The sequence below is a fragment of the Erwinia sp. MYb375 genome (assembly GCF_037479175.1).
Lineage (GTDB): Bacteria > Pseudomonadota > Gammaproteobacteria > Enterobacterales > Enterobacteriaceae > Erwinia > Erwinia rhapontici.
The window spans coordinates 549776-572198 of record NZ_JBBGZS010000014.1 but is presented as its reverse complement, the minus strand read 5'-3'; the positions used below and the strand labels follow the sequence as shown (position 1 = coordinate 572198).

The following is a 22423-nucleotide window of genomic DNA, read 5'->3' as shown; positions in this document are numbered from 1 at the left end:
CCTGATTTAAGGTTCGTATGCCTAACAACTATCTGCACATCTTTACCCGACGCAACTCTGCCCTTCTTTTATTACTCGGTTTCGCTTCTGGTCTGCCGCTGGCGCTCACGTCTGGTACGCTCCAGGCGTGGATGGCCGTTGAGAATATCGATATTAAAACCATCGGATTCTTTTCCCTCGTTGGACAGGCTTATGTCTTTAAATTCCTCTGGTCACCGCTGATGGACCGTTACACGCCGCCATTTCTTGGGCGCAGACGTGGCTGGTTGTTAGTGACTCAGCTGTTACTGATCGTCGGGATCGCACTGATGGGCTTTATGCAGCCTTCACGCGATCTGACTCTACTGGCAGCGCTGGCGGTGTTGGTCGCGTTTTGCTCGGCCTCTCAGGATATTGTGTTTGATGCCTGGAAGACGGATGTGCTGTCCGCCACTGAGCGCGGTAGCGGTGCGGCAATTAGCGTGCTGGGGTATCGGCTGGCGATGCTGGTCTCCGGCGGACTGGCACTGTGGCTGGCAGATCGTTTTCTCGGCTGGCAGGCGATCTGGTGGCTGATGGCCGCAATGATGCTGCCTGGTGTGATAGCAACCTTACTGGCTAAAGAGCCAGATGCTACCGTTGATCGCCCACAGACACTGGAAGAAGCCGTTATTGCTCCACTGCGCGATTTCTTCAACCGCAATAATGCCTGGCTGATTCTGTCACTGATTGTCCTTTATAAGCTGGGCGATGCTTTCGCTGCCAGCCTGACGACTATTTTTCTGATCCGTGGCGTCGGGTTTGATGCAGGTGATGTTGGGTTGGTCAACAAAACACTCGGCCTGGTCGCCACCATCATCGGTGCACTGGCAGGCGGTGTGCTGATGCAACGTCTTAACCTGTTTCGCGCCCTGATGCTGTTCGGTATTTTACAAGCTGTGTCCAATCTGGGTTACTGGATCCTGTCAGTGACTGACAAGCACCTTTACAGCATGGCAGCTGCAGTGACCGTGGAAAATCTGTGTGGTGGTATGGGGACTGCGGCCTTTGTGGCGCTATTAATGACACTGTGCAACCGCTCCTTTTCGGCGACTCAATTTGCCCTGCTCTCCGCGCTCTCAGCGGTGGGGCGTGTCTATGTGGGACCTGTGGCGGGATGGTTTGTTGAGTCCTGGGGCTGGCCGACGTTTTATGCCTTCTCTGTGGTGGCAGCACTGCCCGGACTGCTATTACTGCTCGGGTGCCGTTCGACGCTGGAATATGCACAAGCTCACCCTGACTTTCTGCCGCGAACCGCCTATCGCTCCGGCTATCGCTGGGCAGTACGCGGACTGATTGCTGGCTGTGCACTGCTGGCTTTCTGGCTGCTGGTGCTGGCGATGGACGCGCTGGACTGGTTCTCCTATCCCGAGTTGAGTACCCGTCTGTTTGAAGCAGGTATTGTGCTGGTACTGGGCGGGATTGTGACGGGAACACTGCTGGACTTCCTGGCGCTGCGGAAATCCCATGCAAACATCGTAAATCAGCGATAATGTCTTTGCTTTCGAGAAATGTTAAGAAAATTATTTAACCAACAATGGCTTAACAAATCGAGTGGCTTTTGCCGCACAGGGAGTGCGGCCCGAAGGTAACACATCAGAAAAGGTGATGGCTTGACGAGAAATATTATTTTTATCCTTTATTAAGTCGTTTAAAAAAAAACCTGACGAATCTGGCCCCTCATTTTCAGGTATTAAAACCCGGTGCGTAATTAAATTTAGTTAATCAATATCACACAATTGATAATGATATGTTAAATAAATGGTGCATTAAATGCCTGGTTATAGCAGATACAATTTTTGTACGGTTTTTTCTATTGGATTTTGTTATATTGATGCCAACCCTTTGCCAGCATTCATATTTTGTCACTCACGGCAACATATGTGACAGTCTTTGCAAAAGGTGTCAACACCCCACTGACACAACCTGTTGCAGGTTTACAGTACTGAAACCTTCCCGTAAAATGCCGCCACACTTAAACGACAATAGAGCCCTTGTCATTGAGGTCGTTAAATGAGACTCACGAAATACAATAAAAGTTTGGGGATTTTGTCATTAATCGCAAGCATGATTTTGTTAAGTGGTTGTGATAGTGCGTTATTAAATCCCAAAGGACAGATTGCAATGGAGCAACGTTCGCTGATTTTGACGGCCTTCGGCCTGATGATGATCGTCGTGATCCCCGCAGTCTTGATGGCCGTGGTGTTTGCCTGGAAATATCGGGCATCTAACACCAATGCAAAATACAGCCCAAACTGGTCCCACTCCAACAAAGTGGAAGCCGTAGTATGGACTGTGCCGATCTTGATCATTGTCTTCCTTGGCATTCTGACGTGGAAATCAACCCACGCACTGGAACCAAGTAAGCCACTGGCATCTGACGCGAAACCTGTCGTGATCGAAGTTGTCTCTCTTGACTGGAAATGGATGTTCATTTACCCGGAACAGGGTATTGCCACCGTTAATCAGATTGCTTTCCCGGCTAACCGCCCTGTGAGCTTCAAGATTACCTCGAACACCGTCATGAACTCCTTCTTCATCCCTACCCTCGGTAGCCAGATTTACGCTATGGCGGGCATGCAGACAAGATTGAACTTGATTGCTAATGAAGCCGGCACCTTTGACGGTATTTCCTCGAACTTCAGTGGTCGTGGTTTCTCTGGTATGAAGTTTAAAGCGATTGCTACTCCTGACGAAGCGTCTTTCGAGCAGTGGGTTGCTAAAGCAAAACAGTCACCAGACACCCTCATGACAATGGATGATTTTAATAAGCTGGCTGCGCCTAGCGAAAATCACCCGGTTGAATTCTTCTCAAGTGTGAAACCTGGACTGTTTAAAGACATTATCGGTCAGTTCAAGATGAACCACGGTGGAAGCATGGACATGTCCCACGGCGAAGGCCATGAAGGCATGGATATGAGCAATGCCGCTCACGCGGGAGCCGAGGAATAATACGATGCTTGGAAAATTAACACTGGATGCAGTGCCGTATCATGAACCGATTATCATGGTTACGGTTGCCGCCATTATTCTTGGCGGTCTGGCGCTGGTCGCCGCACTGACTTACTTCGGTAAGTGGAAATATCTTTGGACCGAGTGGCTGACCTCAGTTGACCACAAAAAACTCGGTATCATGTACATCATTCTGGCATTTGTCATGTTGCTACGTGGCTTTGCCGATGCGGTAATGATGCGTACCCAGCAGGTGCTTGCCTCCGCGGGTGAAGCCGGCATTTTGCCACCGCACCACTACGATCAGATTTTCACCGCCCACGGCGTGATCATGATCTTCTTCGTAGCGATGCCGTTTGTTGTTGGTCTGATGAACATTGCTGTTCCATTGCAGATCGGCGCACGCGATGTGGCCTTCCCGTTCCTTAACAACCTGAGCTTCTGGTTCACTATGGTTGGTGTGGTTCTGGTTAACCTGTCACTGGGTGTCGGCGAATTCGCACAGACCGGCTGGCTGGCATACCCACCACTTTCGGGGGCGGAATACAGTCCGGGGGTCGGTGTTGACTACTGGATATGGAGTCTACAGCTTTCCGGTATCGGTACGACCCTGACAGGTATCAACTTCTTCGTGACCATCATGAAGATGCGTGCACCTGGCATGACCATGTTTAAAATGCCGGTGTTCACCTGGGCTTCCCTGTGCACCAACGTGCTGATCATCGCCGCGTTCCCGGTTCTGACCGTGACCCTGGCTCTGCTGACCCTTGACCGTTATCTTGGTTTCCATTTCTTTACCAATGATATGGGCGGCAACATGATGATGTACGTCAACCTGATTTGGGTTTGGGGTCATCCGGAAGTTTACATCCTTGTTCTGCCGGTCTTCGGTGTGTTCTCGGAAGTTGTTGCTACCTTCTCGAAAAAACGTCTGTTTGGCTATACTTCACTGGTTTGGGCTACGGTGGTTATTACCATCCTGTCCTTTATCGTGTGGCTGCACCACTTCTTCACCATGGGTGCAGGTGCCAACGTTAACGCCTTCTTCGGTATTATGACGATGATCATCGCCATTCCGACCGGTGTTAAAATCTTCAACTGGCTGTTCACGATGTACCAGGGCCGCATTGAAATGCACTCCTGTATGCTGTGGACCATTGGCTTCCTGGTCACCTTCTCTGTTGGTGGTATGACCGGGGTACTGCTGGCCGTGCCAGGTGCAGACTTCGTGCTGCACAACAGTCTGTTCCTGATTGCCCACTTCCATAACGTGATTATCGGTGGTGTGGTGTTCGGTTGCTTTGCTGGTGTGACTTACTGGTTCCCGAAAGCATTCGGCTTCAAACTGAATGAAACCTGGGGTATCCGCGCGTTCTGGTTCTGGATTATTGGCTTCTTCGTTGCCTTTATGCCGCTGTACGTGCTGGGCTTCATGGGCATGACCCGTCGTATTAGCCAGGACATCGATCCTCAGTTCCACTCAATGCTGGTTATTGCCGCATGTGGTGCTGGTCTGATTGCTTGTGGTGTTATTTGCCAGATCACTCAGTTCTATGTTTCGGTCCGTGACCGTGAGCAACTGCGTGATGTGACAGGTGACCCGTGGGGCGGACGTACTCTGGAGTGGGCAACCTCTTCACCACCACCGTTCTATAACTTTGCTGTTGTTCCTGAAATTCACGAGCGCGATGCGTTCTGGGAAATGAAGGAAAAAGGCGAAGCCTATAAGCAGCCGACTCACTATGAAGAAATTCATATGCCGAAAAACAGCGGTGCTGGTGTCGTCATTGGTTTCTTCTGTGCGGTCTTTGGTTTTGCAGCAATCTGGCACATCTGGTGGCTGGTAGGCCTGTCATTCCTGGGCATGATCGTGTCCTGGATCGTCAAGAGCTTTGACGAAGACGTGGATTACTACGTTCCTGTTGCTGAAGTTCAGAAAATCGAAAATCAGCACTTTGACGAAATTAGCAAAGCAGGTCTGAAAAATGTCGACTGAAACTGTGACTAAACACCACGACGCCCATGCGGAGCATGGGCATCATCACCACGATACAGGCGCCAACAAAGTCTTCGGCTTCTGGATCTACCTGATGAGTGACTGCATCATCTTCGCAACGCTGTTTGCGACGTATGGTGTGATGGTTAATAACACTGCGGGCGGTCCGGCAGGCAAAGACATCTTTGAACTGCCCTTCGTCCTGGTGGAAACCGCCCTGCTTCTGTTGAGCTCCATTACCTATGGTATGGCTGTTATCAACATGAACAACAAGCAGAAAGGTGCAGTTATCGGCTGGCTGGCGATGACCTTCCTGTTTGGTCTGGGCTTCATCGGTATGGAAATCTATGAATTCCATCACCTGATTAAAGAAGGCTTCGGTCCGGACCGTAGTGGCTTCCTCTCTGCGTTCTTTACGCTGGTAGGCACCCACGGTCTGCACGTGACTTCAGGCCTGATCTGGATGCTGGTGTTGATGTATCAGATTGCTAAGCGTGGTCTGACTGATAGCAACCGCACCCGTATTATGTGCCTGAGCCTGTTCTGGCACTTCCTGGATGTGGTGTGGATCTGCGTATTCACCATTGTTTACCTGATGGGGGTTATGTAATGAGCCATTCAGCAACTGAACATGGCGCTTCTCATGGTAGCGTGAAGTCTTATATGATCGGTTTTATCCTGTCGATCATTCTGACAGGTATCCCATTCTGGATGGTCATGGACGGCGGCGCTTCTAAAGCGACCATCCTCGCCGTTGTTCTGGTGTGTGCGGTAGTCCAGGTGCTGGTGCATCTGGTCTATTTCCTCCACCTGGACAGCAAGTCTGAGGGCGGCTGGAACCTGATTGCTATCGTGTTTGCAGCACTTATCATCCTGATTGTTGTTGTTGGCTCGCTATGGATTATGTGGAACCTCAACTACAACATGATGAGCCACTAACAGAGCTACTGTGATGATTAAGCAATACCTGCAAGTAACAAAACCAGGAATTATTTTCGGAAATTTAATTTCTGTCATCGGGGGGTTTCTGCTGGCTTCTAAAGGCAGCATTGACTATTCCCTGTTTCTCTTCACCTTAGTCGGCGTCTCGCTGGTGGTTGCATCAGGTTGTGTTTATAACAACTTTATCGACCGTGATATCGACAAAAAAATGGAGAGAACCAAGAATCGGGTGCTGGTTAAAGGCCTTATCTCTCCGAAATTAAGCCTGGTTTATGCAACCGTTTTGGGTATTGCTGGCTTCGCAATGCTGTATTTCGGAGCAAATCCGCTGGCCATGTGGCTGGCGGTGATGGGTTTTGTGGTTTATGTCGGCGTTTACAGCCTGTACATGAAGCGCAACTCCGTATACGGCACTCTGATTGGCAGTCTTTCCGGAGCTGCGCCTCCAGTGATTGGCTACTGTGCCGTCACCAACCAGTTTGATGCTGGTGCATTGATCCTGCTGGCTATCTTTAGCCTGTGGCAGATGCCGCATTCTTATGCGATTGCTATCTTCCGCTTTAAAGATTACCAGGCGGCCAATATCCCGGTTCTGCCGGTGGTGAAAGGTATCTCTGTGGCGAAGAACCATATCACGCTGTATATCATCGCGTTTATGGTTGCCACACTGATGCTGACCCTGGTGGGCTATGCCGGGTATAAATACCTGGTTGTTGCTGCTGCTGTCAGCGTCTGGTGGCTGGGTATGGCACTGTCAGGTTACAAAACTCAGAACGATCGTGTCTGGGCGCGTAAGTTGTTTGTGTTCTCGATTGTTGCCATCACCGCGTTAAGCGTGATGATGTCTGTCGACTTCATGACCCCGGCATCCAAAGACCTGCTGACGTACATCAGGTAACATTAAGCACATCACTACTAAGGGCGCGATTTCGCGCCCTTTCTTTTTGTTACCACTGAATAAAAAGTAATGTTTTACCCGCCCTCCCCTCACACATAAACTATGTGCATACGACAGACTGAGGTAGTAATGAACGATAATAAAATGACTCCGGTCGAGCTGCGCGCGACCTGGGGTTTGGGGACGGTTTTTTCCTTGCGGATGCTGGGAATGTTTATGGTATTACCCGTTCTTACCACTTATGGCATGGCATTACAGGGAGCCAGTGAGGCATTAATTGGATTCGCCATTGGCATCTACGGTTTAGCGCAGGCCGTATTTCAAATTCCTTTTGGACTTCTTTCTGACCGCATCGGCCGTAAACCGCTGATTGTAGGTGGGTTATTGATTTTTGTTTTGGGTAGCGTGATCGCGGCCATGACTACGTCAATCTGGGGGGTTATCCTCGGGCGTGCCTTACAGGGCTCCGGCGCTATAGCTGCTGCGGTAATGGCTCTGCTGTCGGACCTGACGCGTGAACAGAACCGCACCAAAGCGATGGCATTTATCGGTATCAGCTTCGGCGTCACTTTTGCCATTGCGATGGTACTCGGCCCGGTGATTACTCACGCTTTCGGCCTGCACGCATTGTTCTGGATGATTGCATTGCTGGCTAGCGCTGGAATCATTATCACCCTTCTGGTGGTGCCATCGACGTCAAACCACATGCTTAATCGTGAGTCCGGCATCGTCAAGGGCAGCATCCGTGATGTATTGACCAACAGCCGCCTGGTGAAGCTGAATATCGGTATTCTCTGCCTGCATGTTCTGCTGATGTCGAGCTTCGTTGCCCTACCCGGGCAATTTGAGCAAGCAGGGCTTCCTCCTGCCGAGCACTGGAAAGTGTATCTGGTCACCATGCTGATCGCCTTTGCCAGTGTGCTACCGTTCATTATCTATGCTGAAGTCAAACGCCGCATGAAGCGCGTCTTTGTCGGCTGCGTGGTATTGATGCTGATAGCAGAGGTAGTGCTGTGGGGAGCCGGTCATCATTTCTGGACGTTAGTGATTGGCGTACAGCTGTTCTTTATCGGCTTTAACCTGATGGAAGCGATTCTGCCCTCTCTGGTAAGCAAAGAGTCCCCTCCTGGTTACAGAGGAACAGCGATGGGGCTTTACTCCACCAGCCAGTTCCTCGGTGTGGCGATTGGTGGCAGCATGGGCGGCTGGGTTTATGGTCACATTGACGCACAAAGCGTGTTCCTGATTGGCGCATTGATAGCTGTCGTCTGGTTGCTGGTCAGCCTGAGTATGCAGGAGCCGCCTTACGTCAGCAGCCTGCGCATTACGCTGGAAGGGAGTTATGAAGACAAAGAGGTTCTGGAACAACGTTTGAAAGCTCAGCCGGGCGTGGCAGCGGTATTTATCGTGCCGGAAGAGCGCAGTGCCTACGTGAAAATTGACAGTAAAGTGACGAACCGCGCCGAAATCGAAAAGCTGATTGCCACAGCGGCATAATGCTCAAACGGGCGGACCGAAAGAGAAGGCCCGCCCCTTATATCGACAATGATCAGGTAAAAAAGACCCGTGTGGTCGACCCTTTTTTCCGGTCGACCTCTCTGGATTATCGTTTTTCCCGATCGGTCAGATCACTAGTCGCGGAAGTTTTTGAACTGGAACGGCTGCCCCAAATCTGCTTTACGCACTAATGCCATCGCGCCCTGCAAATCGTCACGAGATTTACCGGTTACGCGCAATTCATCACCCTGAATCTGCGTTTGTACTTTGATTTTGCTGTCTTTAATCTGCTTAACCAGTTTTTTAGCGATGTCGCTTTCGATGCCTTTTTTCATTTTGGCTTCGACGCTCCAGCTCTTACCGCTGTGTACAATCTGCTCAGGAACGTCCAGTGCAGCCCCTTCAATCCCGCGCTTCAACAGCTTTTCACGCAGAATATCCACCAGCTGCTTCACCTGGAAGTCAGACTCACTTAATACTTTGATGGATTCGTTCTTCTCAATCAGCTCAAAGCTGGCTTCTACACCACGAAAATCGAAGCGGGTAGCGATTTCACGGTTAGCAGTATCTACTGCGTTACGCACTTCCTGCATATCAATTTCAGAAACGATATCGAAAGATGGCATGATCTATTCTCCTGATACTAAAGTGACAGGCATAATACCTGCTTGCAGCAGGTAAATAAAACCGCTGGCGCTGAAAGCTATAATAATGAGCAGGACGGTTAACTCAACCCGCACGCGGGGAGGAACAATGAAAATTACCGTACTTGGATGCGGAGCTTTAGGGCAGATCTGGCTGGCTGCACTTGAACAACAGGGACATGACGTTCAGGGCTGGTTGCGGGTTCCGCAGCCTTATTGCTCTGTTAATGTGGTCGGCCTCAATGGCGAGACAGCGAATAAAACATTCATTGCTAACGATCCCACCTTTCTGGCTGACAGCGAATTGCTGATCGTCACGCTAAAGGCCTGGCAGGTTTCAGAATCGGTAAAGAATATGCAGTCTGTCCTGCCCGCGAACTGTCCGGTGCTGCTGTTGCATAATGGAATGGGTACGCTGGACGAGTTGAAAGGCCTGCCTCAACCGCTTTTACGAGGTGTCACCACCCATGCCGCCAGACGCGATGGTACCGTCATCGTGCATGTTGCTTCCGGCATTACCCATATTGGTCCGGTCACGCCTGCGGGATCTGACATGAGCGAACTGGCAGAAGTGCTACACCGCGCATTGCCTGACGTGGCCTGGCACAATAACGTTGCCTCCGCCGCGTGGCAGAAACTGGCGGTTAACTGTGTGATCAACCCACTGACTGTGTTCTACGACTGCACGAATGGTGAACTGGCTGAACATCGCCCGGAGATCGAAGCCTTAAGCAATGAGGTCGCCGCCGTCATGGAACGCGAAGGCCAGCACACCTCACGCGAATGGTTGATCGACTATGTACTGGAAGTAATTCGCAGTACGGCGGATAACACATCGTCAATGTTGCAGGATATTCGCGCACAACGCCGTACCGAAATTGATTACATCAATGGCTATGTTATCCGTCGCGCGCGCGCGCAGGGGATCACCACCCCGGAAAACAGTCGTCTTTACGAATTTATTAAGCGAAAGGAACAAGATTATGACCGCGAATCCATCGGTTCTGGTTTGCCTGGCACCTGGGAGTGAAGAAACCGAAGCCGTCACCACCATCGATTTACTGGTGCGTGCCGGGATCAAGGTGGTCACAGCCAGCGTCGCTGACGATGGCAATTGCGAAATAGTCTGTTCGCGCGGCGTCAGACTGCTGGCCGACGCACCGCTGGTGGAAGTGGCCGATGATGATTATGCCGCCATTGTGCTGCCCGGTGGCCTGAAAGGCGCGGAATGCTTCCGCGATAGCCCACTGCTGGTGGAAACCGTGCGTCATTTTAATCAGGCGGGAAGAATTGTGGCCGCGATCTGCGCCGCCGCAGGTACCGTTCTGATACCGCACGATCTGTTTCCCGTCGGCAATATGACGGGGTATCCGGGTCTGAAAGAGACCATTCCGGAAGAGAAATGGATGGATCGTCGCGTGGTGTGGGACAGGCGCGTTAATCTGCTGACCAGCCAGGGGCCAGGCACCGCGATTGATTTTGCACTGAAGCTGATCGATTTAGTGGCAGGAAAAGAGAAAGCGCGGGAAGTGGCAGAGCAGATGGTGCTGGCTGCCGGGATTTACGATTACCGCGATTAATATTTTGTAAGTGTGCGACCGGACACACCAGACGTCGGCGGCGCAGCCAGTTCGTGTCCGGCCAGCGCACAGCCACCGCACCGTACATGAGTACGTGAGGATGGCGAGCACTGCCCGGACACGAAATGGCAAGTAAGCCAGGATGGAACAGACTTAAGGACGATACACTTTAACGTTAGTGAAGCCCTGCTCATGCAGGTAGAGTGCCTGCAAGCGGCTCATCACACCACGTTCACAGTACAGCAGCCAGGTTTTACTCTGATCGAGGTCGCCAAACTGCGTCCCCAGTTTATAGAACGGCAACGGTTTCACTTCCACGCCATCCAGCGCCAGCGGTCGTGCATCCTGCTCGTCGTTAGAGCGGATATCCAGAATCACATCGTTGTCAGAGAAAGAAGCCACGGTTTCCACTTCAACCACTTCTTCTTCTGTCTTCTCCGCGATCTGGCGAATATCGACGTTGGTCGCTTCATCCACCATGCGATCCAAAATACTGAAGTCAAAATTCTGCTCTTCAGCTTCGATCTTCGCTTTAACGGCTTTCACTGTCGGGCTTTTAGAGATCACACCGCAATATTCCGGCATCGTCCGGGCGAAATCTTCCGTTCCGATCTCACGAGCAATCTTGATGATATGCTCTTTGTCATGCGAGATCAGCGGACGCAGGATCAGCGTATCGCTGGCGTTATCGATCAGACGCAGATTGGTCAGCGTCTGACTGGATACCTGACCTAAGGCCTCCCCCGTCACCAGTGCCTGAACGCCGTAGCGCTCTGCAACTTTCGATGCCGCACGAACCATCATACGTTTCAGCACCACGCCCATCTGACCATCATCGACTTTTTCGAGGATCTCGCCTACCACCGGCTCGAAGTTAATCGCGACAAAACGCACGCGGTGCGAGCTGCCGTAACGCTTCCACAGGTAGTGTGCCACCTGGCGAACACCAATTTCATGTGCAGCGCCACCGAGGTTAAAGAAGCAGTAATGCACGCGACAACCGCGACGCATCAGCATATAGCTGGAGACACCGGAGTCAAACCCGCCGGAAATCAGCGATAATACATCTTCTTGCGTTCCAATAGGATAACCACCGATCCCTTCATAACGCGCGGTCACCAGAATCAGGCGGTCGTCTTCGATTTACAGATTTACTGTGACTTCAGGCCGGTTGAGCTGCACCTGAGCCGTCGCAACATGCTGATTCAGACCACCGCCGACGTAGCGTTCCACATCTTGCGAGCTGAACTCATGCTTTCCACGGCGTTTCACACGCACGCTAAACGTCTTGCCTTCGATGCGCTCGCGGTTCATTTCCAGAACCTGCTCAAAAATATGATGCACATCGGTGTAAGATCGATCTTCCACTGCCAGAACATGATGAATGCCGGGGATGCGCGTCAGTTCAGCGACGATTGCCGCTCGCTGGTTTTCATCTTTGGCACGGACTTCAATGTTGTCCCAGTGGCGAACCACGGCGAGGGTTTCATCGTAATGTTTGAGAACGTTGCGGATGTTACCGGTGAGGATTTTGATAAAGCGCAGACGTACAGACTGACTTTTGATTGTAATTTCAGGGAATAACTTAATGATAAACTTCATGGCGGCATGTATTCGTCAGGTAATTAAGTGCTGAAAAGGAAGGCACTTAACTGATAAAATCAGAGTCTTGCAAATTGGCTTACGCCCTTTGCATCCAGGCGCAGTAGTATATCATCTTTGTACAGTGGCTGCTTCTTCATCTGCGGCCCTGATTACCCTTCCCGGCAACACGAAAAATGCAGGGATATTTTGCTAATCATTTAGAGTCAGCTACCATGAGCGCTCACTGATGAAAATGATAAGTCAGGACCCAAAATGCCGAAAAAAGCCGAACAGCCCGTCAGTTTCGAAACCTCACTGCAACAGCTTGAGCAGATCGTCACCCGCCTCGAAAGCGGTAACCTGCCGCTGGAAGATGCGCTGAATGAATTTGAGCGTGGCGTACAGTTGGCCCGCACCGGGCAGCAAACGCTGCAACAGGCTGAACAGCGCGTACAGATTTTACTGAGCGATGATAAGAACGCCGACCTGACGCCTTTCACGCCGGAAAATGACTGATGGATTTCAACGTGTTACTCACCGCGCATTACCAGCGGGTGAATGCCGCACTGCAACAATTTATTGCACAACTTCCCTTTCAGAGTAGTCCTCTGGTGAATGCCATGGAATATGGTGCATTATTAGGGGGTAAGCGGCTACGCCCTTTCCTGGTGTATGCCACGGGTGAAATGCTGCATGCTGACGATGCTGCGCTCGATGCGCCAGCCGCTGCCGTTGAATGTATTCACGCGTATTCCCTGATTCACGACGATCTGCCAGCAATGGATGATGACAGCCTGCGTCGTGGCCAGCCCACCTGCCATATTAAGTTTGGCGAAGATTCTGCCATTCTTGCAGGGGATGCGTTACAGACTCTGGCCTTTTCTATCCTTGCCGATACACCGATGCCTGGTGTGACGGCTGAAGCGCGCATTGCTATGCTGTCTGAACTGGCTCAGGCCAGTGGTGTGGCAGGCATGTGCGGGGGCCAGGCGCTGGATCTCGCCGCCGAAGGCAAACAGGTCAATTTACAGGAGCTGGAGCAGATTCATCGCCATAAGACGGGCGCGCTGATTCGCTCGGCCGTGCGCCTGGGTGCACTGACTGCTGGCGAACCCGGGCGTGCAGCACTGCCCGCGCTTGATCGTTATGCTAATGCGATCGGCCTCGCCTTCCAGGTGCAGGATGATATTCTCGATGTTATTGGCGATACCGCCGTACTCGGCAAACGGCAGGGAGCCGATCAGCAATTAGGTAAGAGCACCTACCCGGCACTGATGGGGCTTGACAGTGCGCGGGCAAAAGCATGGGACCTCTATCAGGAGTCCCTCAGCGCATTAGAAACACTTGCCGCACAGTCTTACAACACGGCCCCACTGCGGGCGTTGGCAGGCTTTATAATTGAACGCGATAAATAACTTCAAATGAGTCACTGATGAGTTTTGAACCTGCAAAATACCCGACGCTTGCTCTGGCAAGCACGGTGCAAGAATTACGTTTGCTACCGAAAGAGAGCCTGCCAAAACTCTGTGACGAGCTGCGCCAGTATCTGCTCGACAGCGTCAGCCGCTCCAGCGGTCATTTTGCGTCTGGTCTTGGCGTGGTGGAACTCACCGTGGCACTGCACTATGTCTATAACACGCCGTTCGATCATCTGGTGTGGGATGTGGGCCATCAGGCCTACCCGCATAAGATCCTGACCGGGCGCCGCGACCGTATCGGTACTATTCGTCAGAAAAATGGCCTGCACCCGTTCCCATGGCGCGATGAAAGTGAGTTCGACGTTCTCAATGTGGGTCACTCATCCACCTCGATCAGTGCCGGGCTGGGAATGGCCGTTGCAGCAGGTAAAGAAGGCAAAGATCGCCGTACCGCCTGTGTAATCGGCGACGGTGCCATCACCGCAGGTATGGCTTTCGAAGCCATGAACCATGCGGGCGATATCAAAGCTGATTTGCTGGTGGTACTGAACGACAACGAAATGTCGATCTCAGAAAACGTCGGCGCGTTAAACAATCGCCTGGCGCAGATCCTCTCCGGGAAAACCTATTCACGCCTGCGTGAAGGGGGCAAAAAGGTGCTGGGCGGTCTGCCGCCCATCAAAGAGCTGGTCAAGCGCACGGAAGAACACCTGAAAGGGATGGTGGTGCCAGGCACGTTATTTGAGGAGCTGGGCTTCAATTATATTGGCCCGGTCGATGGTCACGACGTGCTGGCGCTGGTGCATACTCTGCGTAATATGCGTGCCCTGAAAGGCCCGCAGTTCCTGCATGTGATGACCAAAAAAGGCAAAGGCTACGCCCCGGCAGAGAAAGATCCCATCAGCTGGCATGCCGTACCAAAATTCGACCCGGCCAGTGGCCTGCTGCCAAAAAGTGCCGAAGGCCTGCCAAGTTATTCGAAAATTTTTGGCCAGTGGCTGAGTGAAACCGCCGCTGAAGACAGCAAACTGATGGCGGTAACGCCTGCCATGCGTGAAGGTTCCGGTATGGTCAGCTTCTCGCGTGAGTATCCAAAGCAGTATTTTGATGTGGCGATTGCCGAACAGCACGCGGTGACCTTTGCCGCCGGGCTGGCGATTGGTGGTTACAAGCCCGTGGTGGCGATCTATTCCACCTTCCTGCAGCGTGCCTACGATCAGCTGATTCATGATGTCGCCATCCAGAAGCTGCCCGTGCTGTTTGCTATCGACCGTGGTGGCATTGTCGGTGCCGATGGTCAGACCCACCAGGGGGCATTTGATATCGCCTTCCTGCGCTGCATTCCCAATATGGTCATCATGACCCCAAGCGACGAGAACGAATGTCGCCAGATGCTTTACACCGGCTATCACCACAGCGGTGGTCCAAGCGCAGTGCGTTACCCGCGTGGTAACGGCACGGGGGCTACCATTGAACCCCTGACGGCTCTGCCACTGGGCAAAGGTCGTAAGCTGCGTCAGGGTAGCTCACTGGCTATCCTCAACTTCGGTACGTTACTGCCTGAAGCAGCGGCGGCGGCGGAAGCCCTGGATGCCACGCTGGTGGATATGCGCTTTGTTAAACCGCTGGATGACGCGTTAATCCTCGAACTGGCAGCCAGCCATGACGCGCTGATTACCCTTGAAGAAGGCGCGATCAAAGGCGGTGCCGGTAGCGGCGTCAACGAACTGCTGATGGCAAAACGTACGCTGGTGCCGGTGCTGAATATTGGCCTGCCGGATGAATTTATTCCGCAGGGTACTCAGGACGAGGTCCGCACGGATTACCAGTTGGACGCTGCCGGGATCCGTCAGCAAATCGACGCCTGGCTGGCACAGTAAGTCGCTCCCAGTGAGACAAAATGCTCCTTTTGCCGGGAGCTTTTTTTTTGCCTGCTATGATTACCACAGGACAAATAGCAGGAGCCAATATGAAAACCCTACAGTTAGCCAATACGGATTTGACCGTTTCCCGCCTTTGCCTGGGCTGCATGACCTATGGTGAACCCGATCGGGGCAAGCACGCCTGGACACTACCCGAAGAGAGCAGCCGCCCGCTGATTAAGCAGGCCCTGGATGCGGGAATCAACTTTTTCGACACCGCCAACAGCTACTCTGACGGCAGCAGCGAAGAGATCGTCGGCCGTGCGCTGCGAGATTTTGCCCGCCGTGACGAAGTGGTGGTGGCCACAAAGGTCTATTTCCCAATGAGCAACCTGTCAGGTGGTCTGTCGCGCGCCAATATACTGCAATCCATCGATGACAGCCTGCAACGACTGGGCATGGAGTACGTCGACCTGCTGCAAATCCATCGCTGGGATTACGACACGCCGCTGGAAGAGACGCTGGAAGCCCTGCACGACGTGGTGAAGGCCGGTAAAGCGCGTTACATCGGGGCCTCGTCCATGCATGCCAGCCAGTTTGCTACGGCGCTGAGTACGGCCGATCGCCACGGCTGGACTCGCTTTGTCAGCATGCAGGATCAGTACAACCTGATCCAGCGTGAGGAAGAGCGGGAAATGCATCCCCTGTGCCTGAAAGAAAACATTGCTGTCCTGCCGTGGAGCCCACTGGCTCGTGGCCGCCTGACGCGCCCGTGGGGCGAGACCACCGCCCGCTCCGTCTCCGATGAATACGGTCAGACGCTGTACAGCCAGAGCGAGGAAAATGACGGAGAGATCGCCCAGCGCGTGGAGAACATTGCCAAAGATAAAGGGGTGAGTCGTGCGCAAGTTGCTCTGGCCTGGTTGCTGAGCAAACCGGCGGTCACTGCACCAATTATTGGCGCATCGCGCAGCGAACAACTGGAGGATCTGGTGAAAGCGGTAGAGGTGGAGTTAAGTCAGGAAGAGATTATTGAACTGGAAAGTGTTTATAAGCCGCACCCGGTGGTGGGATTCGAATAACGGATAACGGCGTTCAACCCGTATCTCGTAGGGGTGGGGGGGGGGGGCCCCCCCCCCCCCGGGAGCATGCCCGACCCGATACATTCACATCAGCCAGTAGTGCGCGGCGGCAAACAAAATTCCGGCGGAGATAACTCCGGCGATAATATCGTCGACCATTATCCCCATGCCGCCGTGGACGTTGCGGTCAAACCAGCGGATAGGCCAGGGTTTCCAGATATCCAGCACTCGAAACACCAGGAAGCCCGCCAGTACCCACTGCCAGCTGTTCACCGGGATCGCCATCAGCGTGATCCACATCCCGATAAACTCATCCCAGACGATGCTGCCGTGGTCATGTACGCCCATATCCTTCGCCGTACGATGGCAAAGGTAGACACCAATGCTGATACCCAGCAACAGCACCAGAGAATAGAGATCCTGCGGCAGTAAATCGAGCAGATACCAGAAGGGAATGGCCGCCAGCGAACCCGCAGTTCCCGGCATCCACGGGCTCAGGCCGCTACCAAAACCGGTCGCCAGCAGATGCCACGGATTACTCATCTTCAGGCGACTTTTCGCCACATCTTTAGCGCGAGCCAAAATGGTCAAATCCTTTCAGGTTCATCTCTACCGGCTTATCACCCTGCAACAACGTTAATCCTTCCGATTGCGGAGCAATCTGTCCGATGCAGGTAAACGGCACGCCAAGATAGCCCAGCGCCACATCCAGCGCGCCGCGGTTAATCTCAGGAACGGTAAAGCACAGCTCGTAATCTTCCCCGCCGCTCAGCGCCCAACGCAGCGCCTGCTGAGGTTCAAAATGCTGTTTCAGCACGGTCGACAGTGGCAGCGCATCAAGATTCAGACGCGCACCACAGTCGCTGGCTTTGAGAATATGGCCCAGATCGGAGATCAACCCATCGGAGAGATCGATCGCGGAACTCGCCAGATCGCGCAGGGCCTGTCCCTGAAGGATGCGTGGCATCGGCCGCAGATGGCGTTTGATCAACACTTCATGAGCGGCCGGATCGTTGATCTTGACATGATGCTGCAACAGCTCAAGACCCGCAGCGCTGTCGCCCAGCGTACCGGTCACATAGATCCAGTCACCGACGCGTGCACCACTGCGTTTCAATGCCCTGCCCTGCGGCACCAGACCGTGAATGCCCAGCGTCATACTGAGGGGACCGCGCGTGGTATCACCGCCAATCAATTGCATATCGTAGTAATCGAGCAGTTCAAACAGGCTGTCGCTAAAGTCTTTCAGCCAGTCTTCATTAATGTCTGGTAGCGTCAAAGCCAGCGTCAGCCATGCAGGATCGGCGCCCATGGCAGCCAGGTCACTCAGGTTGACTGCAAGCGCTTTGTATCCGAGGTCGGCGGGATGAATATCACGCAGAAAATGCACACCTTCTACCAGTGTGTCAGTGCTAATAGCCAGCGTCTGTTTTTCCGGTACGCTGAGTAATGCGCAGTCGTCACCGATGCCTTTTTCAACATCACGACGGGAACTGGTCACACGGTCAAAATAACGCGCGATCAGTTCAAATTCGCCACAGGCCATAATGCATTCCGGGAGTAAAAAAACAGGCCGTGATTAGCGGCCTTAGAGAATTATTTGCGGTTTGGGCGGATGAACGGGCCAGCTTTATCCAGCACGCCGTTGACAAACTTATGGCTGTCTTCAGCGCCGAACACTTTAGCCAGTTCAATCCCTTCATTAATCGCAACTTTGTAGGGAACGTCTGAACGCTTGCTGAGCTCAAACAGAGAGATACGCAGGATAGCCTTCTCAACCTGTCCCAGCTCTTCCAGCTGACGTGACAGGTAAGGTTGCATCAGGCCGTCGAGGTATGCACTGTTAGTTGCAACGCCGCCGACCAGCTCACGGAAGTAAGTAATATCGACGTCTTTAACGTCCTGTTCCGCCAGAAACTGGTATTCGACATCAGCGATGTCGTTTTTGGAGATTTGCCAAGAGTAAAGTGCCTGAACAGCACATTCACGGGCGCGGCGACGAGCAGCAGGTTTCACGAAATTCCCCTTAAAATCAGGCTTTGATGGCTTTCAATACGTTAATCATTTCCAGAGCGGTCAGGGCTGCTTCAGCACCTTTATTACCCGCTTTGGTACCGGCGCGTTCAATGGCCTGCTCGATGTTTTAGGTGGTCAGTACGCCAAAAGCAACCGGGATATCGCTGTTCATGGCAACGCTGGCCAGGCCAGAGCTGGCCTCACCTGCCACATATTCGAAATGGGCTGTACCACCACGGATCACGGTGCCAAGTGCAACAATAGCATCATGTTTGCCAGCGTTAGCTAGCGCACGTGCGGTCATTGGCAGCTCATAGGCACCTGGAACCCAGACAACGGTGATGTTTTCATCTTTGACCTGACCAATACGCTTCAGGGCATCGATTGCACCGCTCAGCAGGCTGTCGTTGATAAAGTTGTTGAAACGCGCAATAACCAGAGCAACGCGCGCATCAGGGGTAGCAACAGCAGCTTCAATAACGTTCATAATCTTCCTTTCAGGGTTCTGTTTGGCCCCGCAGGGGGGCGGATTCTATCACACTCTTTACCGGTCTGCTTGTTTTTGCGCAAACCGCTATAACGGGGTCAGCGTCAGACGTAAGTCCGGCCCAACCTGACGAACATCACTAAAGGCAAAGGCAGGCGCATCGGTAAGATGCTCAAGGCCCGGCAACTGACACAGGCCACGCCCGTTATCACCCAGAAGTTTGGGGGCGAGATACACAATCAGCTCATCCACCACGCCAGCCTGCAATAATGCACCTGCAAACTGCGCTCCGGCTTCCACCCAAACGCTGTTAATTTGTTTTCTTCCCAGCAGCATCATCATTGCCACCAGATCAAGCCGCCCGTTATGACGGGGCACCCTCAATTGAGTGACATTGTCAGGCCACGTCTGCTCATCACAGGCAGTACGCGCCAGCCAGGTTTCACCGGATTGTGCAATAAGTTGATGCTGCGGTGTGACGCGATTCTGGCTGTCGACAATAATTCTTACTGGCTGACGCAACAGGTCAGCGGGATAATCGGCCTGCGTTGCGCTATCCAGCTCGTGATATCGCACCGTCAGCGACGGGTTATCGGCCAGCACCGTTGCGCTGGTACTGAGAATGGCAGAACTTTGTGCACGCAGACGCTGAACATCGCGTCGTGCCTGTGGCGACGTGATCCACTGGCTTTCACCACTGGCCATTGCGGTGCGGCCATCCAGCGATGCGCCCAGCTTCAGCTGTACCCAGGGGAATCCGGTACGCATACGCTTCAGGAAACCGCGATTAAGCGCTTCCGCTTCCTGCATCATCAGGCCGTGGCTGACGTCAATACCTGCCTGCTGTAAGCGGTACAGACCGCGGCCCGCCACTTCCGGGTTCGGATCCTGCATTGCCGCCACGACCCGCGTCACACCGGCGCCGATCAACGCATCGCAGCAGGGCGGCGTGCGCCCGTGATGGCTGCACGGTTCCAGCGTGACATACGCGGTCGCCCCCTGCGCTTTATCACCCGCCATACGTAGCGCATGCACTTCCGCATGGGGTTCACCGGCACGAAGATGATAGCCTTCACCCACAATCTCGCCGTCGCGCACAATGACGCAGCCAACATTCGGGTTGGGGGTCGTCGTAAAACGACCACGGCTCGCAAGGGATAGCGCACGCGACATAAACACTTCATCACGCATCGCGTCAGTCCTGTAAACGGGCGATTTCTTCGCCAAATTCGCGGATATCTTCAAAGCTGCGGTAGACCGAAGCAAAGCGGATGTAGGCCACTTTATCCAGTTTTTTCAGCTCATCCATCACCAGACTACCGATCAGTTTACTGGCCACTTCACGCTCGCCCGTGGCACGTAACTGGCTTTTGATATGGCTGAGGGCCGTTTCCACCGCATCTGAATTCACCGGGCGTTTCTCCAGTGCTTTCATCAGACCGCTACGCAGTTTGTCTTCATTAAAAGGTTCACGCACGTCATTGCTTTTCACTACGCGCGGCATCACCAGTTCCGCGACCTCAAACGTGGTAAAACGTTCATGGCACATCAGACACTGACGGCGACGGCGTACCGAGGTGCCCTCCCCGACCAGGCGGGAGTCGATCACTTTCGTATCCACGGCAGAACAGAATGGGCAATACATGACGCGTCCTGATTATCCTTAATAGTGTCAGCTAGTGTACCGCGAACCCGGCGATGTGCCAAAGGTGCGTCGGAAAAACTGTCCTGATTTTATAGGGCTTATGCAACAAAATGCCGTATTTCTTTGCAGGCGATCAAGACCCATTTGCTCTAAGATAAAGTCATTCGCGTTAATCAAAAGGAAATGAACAATGACAAGCGCTTATCTCAAATTGTCACTGGGCTCACTGTTACTGCTGGCGGGCTGTGCCAGTACGACTCCCCAACCGAAACTCAATCAGTTGCATAACGAAGTCGGGAAACTGACTCAGGAAATGCGTCAACTCACGAATCAGGCCGCGGCCCTGGAACAACAGGGGAATCTTAACAGCGGGTCGGCACAGGGTGCATGGTTACTGCCAGCGGCGAATACCGGGGTGATACTGAAAAGCCAGGCGGGAGAACTGAAGCTGTCATTGAGTCACGTTCAGGCGGAAGCCAACGGCACGCGCGCCATTCTACATATACGCGCCACAGGCGATGCACCGCTACCCGCGTTTACCGCTCAGGTCGAATGGGGTGAGCTGGATAGCGCGACCAGCAAGCCACTGACGGTAAACAGTCAGGTGCAACGCATTGAGGTCACCCGTGCGCTGCTGGCGAAAAGTGAAGCTACGGTACCATTACGCTTAAGCAATCTGCCGCCGGAACAATTGGGATATGTGCGGATACATGATGTGGTGCTCAGCACTGAGCCGCCAGCAGCCAGCACGCCATAAAAAAAGGGCCACGCAATGCGTGGCCCTTCCAATCGGCTCCAGGAGTGGAGACCTGTTTCGGTCCGCCCGTGATTAAGGCAGAATCGAAGGCTGATCTGCGCCCTCTTTTTCCACTTTCTGCTGCAGCATATGCTCGCGTTTCATGCCCAGCTTCAGCGCCAGCGCAGAAGAGACATAAATCGACGAGATGGTACCGATAGTGATACCGATCAGCATGGTCAACGAGAAGCCTTTCAGCAACGCGCCACCGAACACAAACAGAATCGCGACCATCGCCAGGGTGGTTACCGAGGTGATAATGGTACGGCTCAGCGTCTGCGTCAGTGAGACGTTGGTGATATCGTAAGACGAACCGCGACGGATCTTGCGGAAGTTCTCACGAATACGGTCCGAGACCACGATTTTATCGTTCAGCGAGTAACCGATAACCGACATCAGCGAGGCGATGATCGTCAGGTCAATTTCAACCTGGAACAGCGCCAAAATGCCGGCGGTAATGATCACGTCATGGGCCAGTGCCAACACAGTACCCAGTGCCAGACGCCACTCAAAACGGAAACCAATGTAGATCAGGATGGCAATCAGCGCAGATAACAGCGCCATACCGCCAGCCTGAGCCAGGTCGCTACCCACGCTTGGGCCGACAAACTCAATACGTTTTACCGTTGCCTGCTGCTGGGTTGCCTCGTTGATCGTTGCCAGCACTTTCGCGCCAAGCTCCTGACCGGCATTCCCTTCACGCGGTGACATACGGACGATAACGTCACGGCTGCTGCCAAAGTTCTGTACCTGCGGCTCATCAAAACCTGATTTTTCCAGGCTGGTGCGCAGCATATCCAGTTCTACGGGTTGCTCGAGGTTAATTTCAATCACCGTACCACCGGTGAAATCAAGACCCCAGTTAAACCCACGCACGCCCATAATGGCAACGGATGCAATCAGCAGCAGTACCGAGATGGCAAACGCCAGCGTGTCCCAGCGCATAAAGTCATAGACTTTACGGCCGTGGTTCAATTGTTCAACACTATGTTCCTGTGACACAACG

The 22423-nt window shown here is 53.1% G+C and carries 21 protein-coding genes and 2 pseudogenes; 14 read left to right on the top strand and 9 right to left on the bottom strand.

The window, feature by feature from the left end; translation table 11 throughout:
* Nucleotides 1–17: 17 nt before the first annotated feature.
* The 7 genes from ampG (at nt 18) to WH279_RS09245 (ending at nt 8303) form a co-directional block, all read left to right on the top strand.
* Nucleotides 18–1511, top strand: coding sequence for a muropeptide MFS transporter AmpG (gene ampG / locus WH279_RS09275; protein ID WP_339456005.1), 1494 nt, complete (start codon nt 18–20; stop codon nt 1509–1511).
* 520 nt (nt 1512–2031) lie between these two features.
* Nucleotides 2032–2970 (top strand): cytochrome o ubiquinol oxidase subunit II, encoded by a 939-nt coding sequence (cyoA, locus tag WH279_RS09270; RefSeq protein ID WP_339456003.1) that lies wholly within the window; start codon nt 2032–2034, stop codon nt 2968–2970.
* Nucleotides 2971–2974: 4 nt separating this feature from the next.
* Nucleotides 2975–4966, top strand: coding sequence for a cytochrome o ubiquinol oxidase subunit I (gene cyoB / locus WH279_RS09265; RefSeq protein WP_200641361.1), 1992 nt, complete (start codon nt 2975–2977; stop codon nt 4964–4966).
* The gene (locus tag WH279_RS09260; RefSeq protein WP_133846312.1) at nt 4956–5576 is read left to right on the top strand and encodes a cytochrome o ubiquinol oxidase subunit III; all 621 of its coding nucleotides are present in this window, start codon (nt 4956–4958) and stop codon (nt 5574–5576) included. Before cyoB ends, WH279_RS09260 begins: the two co-directional genes overlap by 11 nt.
* Nucleotides 5576–5905 (top strand): cytochrome o ubiquinol oxidase subunit IV, encoded by a 330-nt coding sequence (locus tag WH279_RS09255; protein WP_133846311.1) that lies wholly within the window; start codon nt 5576–5578, stop codon nt 5903–5905. Before WH279_RS09260 ends, WH279_RS09255 begins: the two co-directional genes overlap by 1 nt.
* A 13-nt stretch (nt 5906–5918) precedes the next feature.
* Nucleotides 5919–6806, top strand: coding sequence for a heme o synthase (cyoE, locus tag WH279_RS09250; RefSeq protein WP_133846310.1), 888 nt, complete (start codon nt 5919–5921; stop codon nt 6804–6806).
* A 129-nt stretch (nt 6807–6935) separates the two neighbouring features.
* Nucleotides 6936–8303 (top strand): MFS transporter, encoded by a 1368-nt coding sequence (locus WH279_RS09245; protein ID WP_200641360.1) that lies wholly within the window; start codon nt 6936–6938, stop codon nt 8301–8303.
* A 134-nt stretch (nt 8304–8437) separates the two neighbouring features.
* On the opposite strand, the gene WH279_RS09240 is transcribed toward WH279_RS09245, so the two are convergent.
* Entirely contained in the window at nt 8438–8929 is a 492-nt protein-coding gene (locus WH279_RS09240) for a YajQ family cyclic di-GMP-binding protein (RefSeq protein WP_133846308.1), read from the bottom strand.
* Between the two features lie 127 nt (nt 8930–9056).
* On the opposite strand from WH279_RS09240, the gene panE reads away from it, so the two are divergent.
* Both panE and yajL read left to right on the top strand, forming a co-directional pair.
* Nucleotides 9057–9977 carry a 2-dehydropantoate 2-reductase gene (gene panE / locus WH279_RS09235; RefSeq protein WP_339455998.1) on the top strand — a complete coding sequence of 307 codons (921 nt, stop codon included), beginning with the start codon at nt 9057–9059 and terminating at the stop codon, nt 9975–9977.
* The gene (yajL, locus tag WH279_RS09230) at nt 9931–10527 is read left to right on the top strand and encodes a protein deglycase YajL (protein WP_133846306.1); all 597 of its coding nucleotides are present in this window, start codon (nt 9931–9933) and stop codon (nt 10525–10527) included. The genes panE and yajL overlap by 47 nt, the downstream gene beginning before the upstream one ends.
* Before the next feature lie 153 nt (nt 10528–10680).
* On the opposite strand, the pseudogene thiI reads toward yajL, so the two are convergent.
* Nucleotides 10681–12129: pseudogene (gene thiI / locus WH279_RS09225) on the bottom strand (tRNA uracil 4-sulfurtransferase ThiI).
* A gap of 255 nt (nt 12130–12384) precedes the next feature.
* On the opposite strand from thiI, the gene xseB reads away from it, so the two are divergent.
* From xseB to WH279_RS09205, 4 genes are all read left to right on the top strand, one after another.
* Nucleotides 12385–12627, top strand: a complete 243-nt coding sequence (gene xseB, locus WH279_RS09220; protein ID WP_133846303.1) for an exodeoxyribonuclease VII small subunit — start codon at nt 12385–12387, stop codon at nt 12625–12627.
* The gene (ispA, locus tag WH279_RS09215) at nt 12627–13526 is read left to right on the top strand and encodes a (2E,6E)-farnesyl diphosphate synthase (protein ID WP_339455996.1); all 900 of its coding nucleotides are present in this window, start codon (nt 12627–12629) and stop codon (nt 13524–13526) included. The genes xseB and ispA overlap by 1 nt, the downstream gene beginning before the upstream one ends.
* A 17-nt stretch (nt 13527–13543) precedes the next feature.
* Nucleotides 13544–15409 (top strand): 1-deoxy-D-xylulose-5-phosphate synthase, encoded by a 1866-nt coding sequence (gene dxs / locus WH279_RS09210; protein ID WP_339455994.1) that lies wholly within the window; start codon nt 13544–13546, stop codon nt 15407–15409.
* Between the two features lie 89 nt (nt 15410–15498).
* Nucleotides 15499–16473: an aldo/keto reductase gene (locus WH279_RS09205; RefSeq protein WP_133846300.1), complete on the top strand. Its 975-nt coding sequence runs from the start codon at nt 15499–15501 to the stop codon at nt 16471–16473.
* Nucleotides 16474–16557: 84 nt separating this feature from the next.
* On the opposite strand, the gene pgpA is transcribed toward WH279_RS09205, so the two are convergent.
* From pgpA to nrdR, 6 genes and pseudogenes are all read right to left on the bottom strand, one after another.
* On the bottom strand, nt 16558–17064 hold the full coding sequence (gene pgpA, locus WH279_RS09200; protein ID WP_200641353.1) for a phosphatidylglycerophosphatase A: 507 nt from the start codon (nt 17062–17064) through the stop codon (nt 16558–16560).
* On the bottom strand, nt 17042–18019 hold the full coding sequence (gene thiL / locus WH279_RS09195) for a thiamine-phosphate kinase (RefSeq protein WP_200641352.1): 978 nt from the start codon (nt 18017–18019) through the stop codon (nt 17042–17044). The genes pgpA and thiL overlap by 23 nt, the downstream gene beginning before the upstream one ends.
* Nucleotides 18020–18069: 50 nt before the next feature.
* Complete coding sequence (gene nusB / locus WH279_RS09190) at nt 18070–18489, bottom strand: transcription antitermination factor NusB (protein WP_133846297.1); 420 nt, start codon at nt 18487–18489, stop codon at nt 18070–18072.
* Between the two features lie 16 nt (nt 18490–18505).
* Nucleotides 18506–18976, bottom strand: a pseudogene (gene ribH / locus WH279_RS09185) (6,7-dimethyl-8-ribityllumazine synthase).
* Nucleotides 18977–19063: 87 nt separating this feature from the next.
* Nucleotides 19064–20167 carry a bifunctional diaminohydroxyphosphoribosylaminopyrimidine deaminase/5-amino-6-(5-phosphoribosylamino)uracil reductase RibD gene (gene ribD, locus WH279_RS09180; RefSeq protein WP_339455990.1) on the bottom strand — a complete coding sequence of 368 codons (1104 nt, stop codon included), beginning with the start codon at nt 20165–20167 and terminating at the stop codon, nt 19064–19066.
* Between the two features lie 4 nt (nt 20168–20171).
* Nucleotides 20172–20621: a transcriptional regulator NrdR gene (nrdR, locus tag WH279_RS09175; protein ID WP_133846294.1), complete on the bottom strand. Its 450-nt coding sequence runs from the start codon at nt 20619–20621 to the stop codon at nt 20172–20174.
* Nucleotides 20622–20811: 190 nt separating this feature from the next.
* Between nrdR and WH279_RS09170 the strand changes: the two genes are divergently transcribed.
* Nucleotides 20812–21378 (top strand): DUF3251 domain-containing protein, encoded by a 567-nt coding sequence (locus WH279_RS09170; protein ID WP_339455988.1) that lies wholly within the window; start codon nt 20812–20814, stop codon nt 21376–21378.
* Nucleotides 21379–21450: 72 nt separating this feature from the next.
* Here WH279_RS09170 and secF read toward each other — a convergent pair whose 3' ends face one another.
* Entirely contained in the window at nt 21451–22362 is a 912-nt protein-coding gene (gene secF / locus WH279_RS09165) for a protein translocase subunit SecF (RefSeq protein ID WP_234472242.1), read from the bottom strand.
* Nucleotides 22363–22423 lie beyond the last annotated feature (61 nt).

Coding starts and splice junctions, on each gene's coding strand:
- ampG (WP_339456005.1), top strand. CDS start 18: ATGCCTAACAACTATCTGCACATCTTTACCCGACGCAACTCTGCCCTT.
- cyoA (WP_339456003.1), top strand. CDS start 2,032: ATGAGACTCACGAAATACAATAAAAGTTTGGGGATTTTGTCATTAATC.
- cyoB (WP_200641361.1), top strand. CDS start 2,975: ATGCTTGGAAAATTAACACTGGATGCAGTGCCGTATCATGAACCGATT.
- WH279_RS09260 (WP_133846312.1), top strand. CDS start 4,956: ATGTCGACTGAAACTGTGACTAAACACCACGACGCCCATGCGGAGCAT.
- WH279_RS09255 (WP_133846311.1), top strand. CDS start 5,576: ATGAGCCATTCAGCAACTGAACATGGCGCTTCTCATGGTAGCGTGAAG.
- cyoE (WP_133846310.1), top strand. CDS start 5,919: ATGATTAAGCAATACCTGCAAGTAACAAAACCAGGAATTATTTTCGGA.
- WH279_RS09245 (WP_200641360.1), top strand. CDS start 6,936: ATGAACGATAATAAAATGACTCCGGTCGAGCTGCGCGCGACCTGGGGT.
- WH279_RS09240 (WP_133846308.1), bottom strand. CDS start 8,929: ATGCCATCTTTCGATATCGTTTCTGAAATTGATATGCAGGAAGTGCGT.
- panE (WP_339455998.1), top strand. CDS start 9,057: ATGAAAATTACCGTACTTGGATGCGGAGCTTTAGGGCAGATCTGGCTG.
- yajL (WP_133846306.1), top strand. CDS start 9,931: ATGACCGCGAATCCATCGGTTCTGGTTTGCCTGGCACCTGGGAGTGAA.
- xseB (WP_133846303.1), top strand. CDS start 12,385: ATGCCGAAAAAAGCCGAACAGCCCGTCAGTTTCGAAACCTCACTGCAA.
- ispA (WP_339455996.1), top strand. CDS start 12,627: ATGGATTTCAACGTGTTACTCACCGCGCATTACCAGCGGGTGAATGCC.
- dxs (WP_339455994.1), top strand. CDS start 13,544: ATGAGTTTTGAACCTGCAAAATACCCGACGCTTGCTCTGGCAAGCACG.
- WH279_RS09205 (WP_133846300.1), top strand. CDS start 15,499: ATGAAAACCCTACAGTTAGCCAATACGGATTTGACCGTTTCCCGCCTT.
- thiL (WP_200641352.1), bottom strand. CDS start 18,019: ATGGCCTGTGGCGAATTTGAACTGATCGCGCGTTATTTTGACCGTGTG.
- ribD (WP_339455990.1), bottom strand. CDS start 20,167: ATGCGTGATGAAGTGTTTATGTCGCGTGCGCTATCCCTTGCGAGCCGT.
- nrdR (WP_133846294.1), bottom strand. CDS start 20,621: ATGTATTGCCCATTCTGTTCTGCCGTGGATACGAAAGTGATCGACTCC.
- WH279_RS09170 (WP_339455988.1), top strand. CDS start 20,812: ATGACAAGCGCTTATCTCAAATTGTCACTGGGCTCACTGTTACTGCTG.
- secF (WP_234472242.1), bottom strand. CDS start 22,362: ATGCGCTGGGACACGCTGGCGTTTGCCATCTCGGTACTGCTGCTGATT.